The organism is Marinobacter sp. (assembly GCF_041687235.1).
Lineage (GTDB): Bacteria > Pseudomonadota > Gammaproteobacteria > Pseudomonadales > Oleiphilaceae > Marinobacter.
Window position 1 is genome coordinate 113188 of the sequence record NZ_JAWLCH010000011.1, and the last position, 6897, is coordinate 120084.

The window sequence follows — 6897 nt, forward strand, 5'->3', positions numbered from 1 at the left end:
CTCAGAACGGCTTGGCCATCGCGAGATGGAGAATGGCACTCACCTGCACCAGGGCAAGCACGGCACCGGTTATACGGGCGGGCTTGCTGAGGGTAACTTTCAGGGCAAAAACACCGGCAATAATGTAGCCGATCAGCAAAACGATCTTGGCAACCAGCCAGCCTGGCATGGCCGAGGCGTATCCAACCACAAAGACCAGAGAAACGGCCGTCACCAGCAAAATGGTGTCGTTGATATGAGGGATAAAGCGTAGCGGTGTCTGGCGCCAGCCTGGCCGCCCGACTGCATCCAGCAGCAAGCGTAAGGCGAACAACGTGATGGTCAGGTAGGCAGTGGTCATGTGCAGGTGCTTCAGAATCATGTACGAGGTCATGGAATTTCCTTTATTAACATGCGACTTGGGGCCATTGTACGCAATCTACCCACAAGCAGGTATGGTTTGGATGAACGCCAGGGATTAACATATACACAGAATACATGTATATGAGAGGCATCTATGCAAACCATTCCGACTTCCCCTGAACGGACGTCTGCCAGCGTCAGCCACCTGTTTTCCTATCCCTTCCGGATCTTCTTTCTGTCCATGGCTGTCCTGGCGCTTACCGCCATTCCGCTCTGGATCATACAAGTCAGCGGCGTCATCAACCTGCCTCTCGCAATGCCTGCGCTGTTCTGGCACCAGCACGAAATGCTGTTCGGCTTTTTATCCGCAGCCATTGCCGGGTTCCTGCTGACCGCTGTTTGCGTCTGGACCCAGACGGAACGCACCCACGGGTTCAGATTGGTACTGCTCTGGGGTGTCTGGCTGGCCGGACGCCTGCTGTTGGCAACCGGTGCTGAACTGCCTTACTGGCTGGTTCAGGGCGTGAATCTGGCATTCCTGCCCCTGGTGATGGTGGATGCCGGCTGGCGAATCTGGCAGACGCGGCAAAAGCGGCAACTGATGATCATGGTGGTACTCGGCCTGCTCTGGCTGATGCAGATCGGCTTTGTAACCCGTCTCGATATGGCATTCAGCTATGGCGCCCTGATCATGGCCATGGCACTGATCAGTATTATCGGTGGTCGCATCACTCCGGCGTTTTCAACCGGATGGCTGCGTCAGCGAGGACTCGACGGCACCGCTGTGAAAGCGGTGCCCGCACTGGATATGGCAACGGTATTCAGCCTGATTCTGCTGATGGCATCACTGGTTACGGGCTGGCAAACAGTGACCGGTGTGCTGGCCCTGCTCTCTGGTGTGCTTATGCTGGTTCGTCTTGCTGGCTGGAAAGGCTGGCTCGTCCGCCAGGAACCACTGCTCTGGATCCTGCACCTGTCCATACTGTGGGTGCCGGTGTCCCTGTTCCTGCTGGCGGGCACACTGTTCGCAGGCTGGCCTTCCAACGCCTGGAGTCACGCCGCCGGAACCGGCGCGGTCGCGTGCCTGATTCTCGGAGTCATTGCCCGGGTTGCCCTCGGCCACAGCGGCAGACCACTGGTGCTGCCCAAGGGCATGGTGCTTGCGTTCGTTGCAATTCATCTGGCCGCACTGATACGGGTGCTTACCGCCTTTGACGTTATCCCCTGGCACCCCGGCATTGGCAGCAGCACATTGCTATGGCTGTTTGCTTTCGGCCTGTTTCTTTACCGCTATACCGGTATCCTGGCCAGCCCGAGACCAGACGGACGCGAAGGCTGACCCGTTGGTCAGGCGGCCAATTGCTCCCTGACCAGTTCTTCAAATCGCGCCCTTGCCTGGCGAAACCGGCCGGCCGGAAAGTGAATGCTGATCCCTTCCAGTGCCGCCAGCAGCATCTCAAGGTGCGCATCCCAGCCCGCGCAGGCAATGGGCACCAGATCATCATCCGGTAGCAACAAGGTCAGCGACAGTCGGGTGCCTTCATCGATGGGCTCCAGTTCCCAGACCAGCGGCCGCTCGGGGGCCTCGCCGCAACTCCAGGAGTATGCCAGCCGCCGATGCGGCTGGCAGTCCTTAATCCGGCAATCGATCGGTGTGCCGCTGTTGCCGAAATCCAACTGAACCCGGCCACCGGGTCTGGCGTCCAATGTCCCTGGCGCCAGCCACTCGGCCAGACACACCGAGTCAGTCAGCATTTTCCAGACAGTCTCCGGCAAGTGCGCGACTTCTCTGTCAAGGCGAACCAACACCCGATCGCCCTTCCGCCGGACAGTGCCTTCAATAACTTCCTCTGTGCCGGACATATCTCCTCCTCACCCTTCCTGACTCTCCTGATTCCCGAAAACAGACTTCAAAAGAGTGTATTTAAAGCACCTGAAGCCCGCCTTGATGACAATCAAAAGGGCTTCACAGGCGCAATTCGGGAACTCTGGATCGGCAATCATCCACTAAAGGTCAATACCCACTCGGCAAATTCGAGCTAAAGTATGAAGAAATCATTTTGTAACAGAGAAACTGGCACTATGAACCCGGATCATTTCGATAAAGAAGACCTGATCAAATGCGGCCACGGCAAACTCTTCCCTGGCTCCATGCGCCTGCCCATCAACGAGATGCTGATGTTCGACCGCGTCACGCACATTGCGGACGATGATGGCTTGTATGGCAAGGGCAGCCTCGTGGCCGAGCTCGACATCAACCCGGACCTCTGGTTTTTCAAAGTGCACTTTGTAGATGACCCCGTGATGCCCGGTTGCCTGGGCCTGGATGCCATGTGGCAGCTGGTCGGATTCTTCCTGGCCTGGGGTGGCGGCGAAGGCAAGGGGCGCGCGCTCGGTGCCGGTGAAGTGAAGTTTACCGGCCAGGTGCTGCCCACAGCCAAGAAAGTCACCTACCGCCTGGATCTCAAGCGGGTTATCCGGCGCAAGCTGACCATGGCAATCGCTGATGGCCGGATGGAAGTGGATGGCCGGGAAATCTACACCGCCAAAGACCTGCGGGTTGGCATGTTCACCTCGACCGATGATTTTTAGGAGTTAACAAGATGCGTCGCGTTGTAATCACCGGTATGGGCATTGTTTCCAGCCTTGGTACCAACCAGAAGGAAGTTGCCCAGTCCCTGAAGGAGTCCCGCTCCGGCATCGGCTTCAGTGAAGAGGCCCGGGATAACGGTCTGCGCAGCCATATTTGCGGCCAGATCAACCTGAACCTGCCGGAATTGATTGACCGGAAACTCTGGCGATTCATGTGCCCGGCCTCCGGTTACACGTACCTGGCTATGCTCGAGGCCATCGAGCAGGCCGGGCTGACCGACAAGCACATCAAGGCCGACACCACCGGCATCATATTCGGCCAGGGCGGCGCCTCAACGGTTGAACTGCTCGATTCCATCGATACACACCGCGACCGGGGCATCCGCCGGGTCGGCCCCTATCGTGTACCGCGCACCATGGGCAGCGCCATTAACGCCTCGCTGGCAACCGGTTTTGGCATCCGGGGCGTCAACTACGGCATTACGTCTGCCTGTGCGACCAGCGCGCACTCAATCGGCCATGCCGCAGACCTGATTGCGCTCGGACGCCAGGATGTGATGTTTGCCGGTGGCGGCGAGGATATCCACTGGACCCTGAGTTTGCTGTTCGACGCCATGGGCGCCCTGTCCACCAAGTACAACGACACGCCGGAACTGGCGTCGCGCACCTACGATGCAAACCGGGACGGCTTCGTCATTTCTGGTGGTGGTGGCGTACTGGCGCTCGAGGCGCTGGAACACGCCGAGGCCCGGGGCGCAAACATTCTGGCTGAAATTGTCGGCTTTGGTGCCACCTCGGATGGCGCGGACATGGTTGCCCCGAGTGGCGAAGGCGCGGTTCGTTGCATGCAGCAGGCCATGAAGAACCTGGATGGCGAAATCAGCTACATCAACACCCACGGCACCAGTACGCCAGCCGGTGATGTAACCGAGCTGAAAGCACTGAAAGAGACCTTTGGCGACAAGATACCGCCCCTGAGCTCCACCAAACCCCTGTGTGGTCATGCCCTCGGTGCCGCCGGCGTACACGAGGCAATCTACAGCCTGATCATGCAGCGTGAGGGCTTCATTGCGCCATCCGCCAACATCCAGACCCTTGATGAGGGCGCAGAAGGCTACCCGATCGTCCGTGAGCGCATGGACAATCAGAACCTCGACCTGGTGATGAGCAACAGCTTCGGCTTCGGCGGTACCAACGCCACGCTGGTGTTCAAGAAGGTCTGAGCCGGTTCAGGACAGCCTGACAGAGCGATATTCAGCCGGGGATGTTCCCATCCAGCGCTTGAAAGCCCGGCTGAATGCGCTCAACTCCGAAAACCCGAGCTGCTCGGCAATTTCCACCAGCGGCTTGGTCTTGTCCTGCATGTAGGTAAGCGCCTGCCTGCGACGAACATCCTCGAGCAGACGGGCGAACGTCAGCCCTTCGCGCTTCAGTTTCTTGTGCAGCGTGTAACGGCTCATATGCAGCTGCGACGCCACGACTTCCACACCAACCTTGCCACGAGCAAGCTGCACACTGATCAGGGAACTGACCCTGACACTCAGCGAAGCCCGCGCCACCTCTGGCGTCAGAGGCTTTAATGCCATCTGGAACTCCTCCTTTGCAACGCTTCGGCCCGAATAGCCAGAACCGTGAGCGTACACATGTTAGCCGAAAACAATCAATACGACCTTTGAGCAGGATCAAGGGAATGCACATCAGCATACGGCAAAATGCCCCGCTTTCAGAATCGCCCGGAGCCACCATGAACACCCCGGAACTGCTAGCCCCTGCGGGCACCTCCGAACACCTGGAAACCGCTTTCGCCTATGGCGCCGATGCGGTCTACGCCGGCCAGCCCCGCTACTCCCTGAGAGTAAGAAACAACAGTTTCAAGGACGTTGCAGCCCTCGGCGCTGGCATCGAGCGGGCCCACGAGCTGGGCAAACAGTTTTACCTTGTCTCCAACATAGCACCTCACAACGACAAGGTGCGGTCGTATCTCAAAGATCTGGCCCCGGTACTGGAACAGAGGCCCGATGCCCTGATCATGTCGGATCCCGGCCTGATCATGCTGGTGCGGGAAAAATGGCCCGAGCAACCCGTACACCTCTCGGTACAGGCGAACGCGGTGAACTGGGCCACAGTCGAGTTCTGGCGCCGACAGGGCATCAGCCGCGTGATTCTGTCCCGGGAACTGGCACTGAATGAAATTCGCGAGATCCGGGACCGGGTCCCGGACATGGAACTGGAAGTCTTTGTGCATGGCGCCCTGTGCATGGCCTATTCCGGCCGGTGCCTGCTCTCGGGTTACATGAATCACCGGGATGCCAACCAGGGCGCCTGCACCAACGCCTGTCGCTGGAATTACAAGCAGGTCCCACACAACCATGACCAGACCGGTGACCTGATCGCCACCTGTGGCACCGGCGAAGTACAGGAAGTGGCGCCCAAAGAAATCCTGCTGGAAGAGCCCAACCGCCCGGGCGGATACATTCCCGCCTACGAAGACGAGCACGGCACCTACATCATGAACTCAAAGGATTTGAGGGCCGTTCAGCACGTAGCCGAACTGGCAAAGATGGGTGTCCACTCGCTGAAAATCGAAGGTCGCACAAAAAGCACCTACTACGTAGCCCGCACCACACAGGTCTACCGCCGAGCCATAGACGAAGCCGTGCAAGGCAAGCCCTTTGATATGGGCCTCATGAATGAACTGGAAGCCCTGTCTAACCGGGGCTACACCGAGGGCTTCCTGCGCCGGCACCTGCCCCGGGAGTACCAGACTTACGAGCAGGGCTCGTCCTTCCTGGGCACCCAACAGGTGGTTGGTTCGGTGATCGACGATGACGGCCAGTGGCTTACTGTTGATGTGAAGAACAAATTTGCGCCGGGGGATTCGCTGGAACTGATTACACCGGCGGGCAACCTCCGGTTTGCGACAGACACCATGGAAAACGGCGACGGTCGCAAACTAGACTATGCCCCAGGCAGTGGTTACATCGTGCGTATACCGCGCCCGGACAACACCCCGGCCCGACTGGACCACAGCTACCTGACCAGAATCCTGAAAACGGAGCCCTGAACCATGCGCCAAACCCTCTCCAGGATCATGCTGGCACTTCTGCTGACGGCCAACGTCAGCCTCGCCAAGGCAAACACCGTCGAGGGACAGGCGCAACTCAGAAGCCTGACCAGCCTGTTCATGGAGAAAACCAGCGCCGGGGATATTGCAGCAGCCTACCGGAGCCTTCGCCCCTACCTTGGCGTTGAAGCCGCCCCCTACGACCGGTCCGCGGCGGATGCTGCAGATTATTTCGCACGGGTCACCGAGAAGGCAGGCCAACCCGTCGGCCGCTCCCATGTACGTACCGAAACCATCGGCAGTGACTTCACCCGCGAAATCTGGCTGCAGAAATTCGAGGCCGCCGCCATTGTCTGGCGGTTCACCTTTTACCAGCCAACCGGCGATGGCTGGAAGCTGGTTGGGGTGAGCTACTCCACCGACATGGAACCGCTGTACCAGCCCCTGCAATAACTGCAGATAACACTCAGACTATCGTCTCGATAAGCGACCGCCTTGGTGCCCCATACCTTGATTACGGTATAATCACCCCACGTACAAATTAATACCTGACTATTTTACTCTGGTATTGTATAATCGCTGCCCAGAAGCAACGGATTAAAGCTGCTTTTTTGCTTGTTTATCAGCACCAGCTTTGAAAATCCGTCATCCAAAAAGCGATTGCAGGGCGTACTCACAGGACGAGCGACCACTGCAACACCCATACTGATGACATCCGATCGGCAGCCCACTCTTGAGGTTGTCGGCAACACCAAGGGCGCGAGCCCGCGATGAGAGAATACGGAGCGACGATCATGGCGACCACCGACACCGAGGTGAACGAGCTGATCAAACGGGAATACGAGTACGGATTTGTAACAGATATCGAATCCGACACGTTTGAACCCGGCCTTAATGAA

At 58.3% G+C, this 6897-nt stretch carries 8 protein-coding genes; 5 read left to right on the plus strand and 3 right to left on the minus strand.

Annotation, left to right across the window (positions count from 1 at the left end; translation table 11 throughout):
• Position 1 precedes the first annotated feature (1 nt).
• Positions 2-373, minus strand: a complete 372-nt coding sequence (locus ACESMK_RS15090; protein WP_373000482.1) for a SirB2 family protein — start codon at positions 371-373, stop codon at positions 2-4.
• Between the two features lie 123 nt (positions 374-496).
• On the opposite strand from ACESMK_RS15090, the gene ACESMK_RS15095 reads away from it, so the two are divergent.
• Positions 497-1681 (plus strand): NnrS family protein, encoded by a 1185-nt coding sequence (locus tag ACESMK_RS15095; protein WP_373000486.1) that lies wholly within the window; start codon positions 497-499, stop codon positions 1679-1681.
• Positions 1682-1689: 8 nt separating this feature from the next.
• Here the strand turns inward: ACESMK_RS15095 and ACESMK_RS15100 are convergent, their stop codons facing one another.
• The gene (locus ACESMK_RS15100) at positions 1690-2205 is read right to left on the minus strand and encodes an SRPBCC family protein (RefSeq protein WP_373000489.1); all 516 of its coding nucleotides are present in this window, start codon (positions 2203-2205) and stop codon (positions 1690-1692) included.
• 219 nt (positions 2206-2424) lie between these two features.
• Here ACESMK_RS15100 and fabA point away from each other — a divergent pair, with 219 nt between their 5' ends.
• Together fabA and fabB are read left to right on the plus strand one after the other, a co-directional pair.
• A complete protein-coding gene (gene fabA / locus ACESMK_RS15105) occupies positions 2425-2934 on the plus strand; it encodes a bifunctional 3-hydroxydecanoyl-ACP dehydratase/trans-2-decenoyl-ACP isomerase (protein WP_373000493.1) in 510 nt (169 codons plus the stop codon).
• 11 nt (positions 2935-2945) lie between these two features.
• Positions 2946-4157, plus strand: coding sequence for a beta-ketoacyl-ACP synthase I (gene fabB, locus ACESMK_RS15110; protein ID WP_373000496.1), 1212 nt, complete (start codon positions 2946-2948; stop codon positions 4155-4157).
• Between the two features lie 6 nt (positions 4158-4163).
• Here the strand turns inward: fabB and ACESMK_RS15115 are convergent, their stop codons facing one another.
• Positions 4164-4520, minus strand: coding sequence for a helix-turn-helix transcriptional regulator (locus tag ACESMK_RS15115; protein WP_064227559.1), 357 nt, complete (start codon positions 4518-4520; stop codon positions 4164-4166).
• Between the two features lie 158 nt (positions 4521-4678).
• Between ACESMK_RS15115 and yegQ the strand changes: the two genes are divergently transcribed.
• Both yegQ and ACESMK_RS15125 read left to right on the plus strand, forming a co-directional pair.
• Complete coding sequence (gene yegQ / locus ACESMK_RS15120; RefSeq protein ID WP_373000519.1) at positions 4679-5998, plus strand: tRNA 5-hydroxyuridine modification protein YegQ; 1320 nt, start codon at positions 4679-4681, stop codon at positions 5996-5998.
• A gap of 3 nt (positions 5999-6001) precedes the next feature.
• Entirely contained in the window at positions 6002-6451 is a 450-nt protein-coding gene (locus ACESMK_RS15125; protein ID WP_373000500.1) for a hypothetical protein, read from the plus strand.
• Positions 6452-6897: the final 446 nt, after the last annotated feature.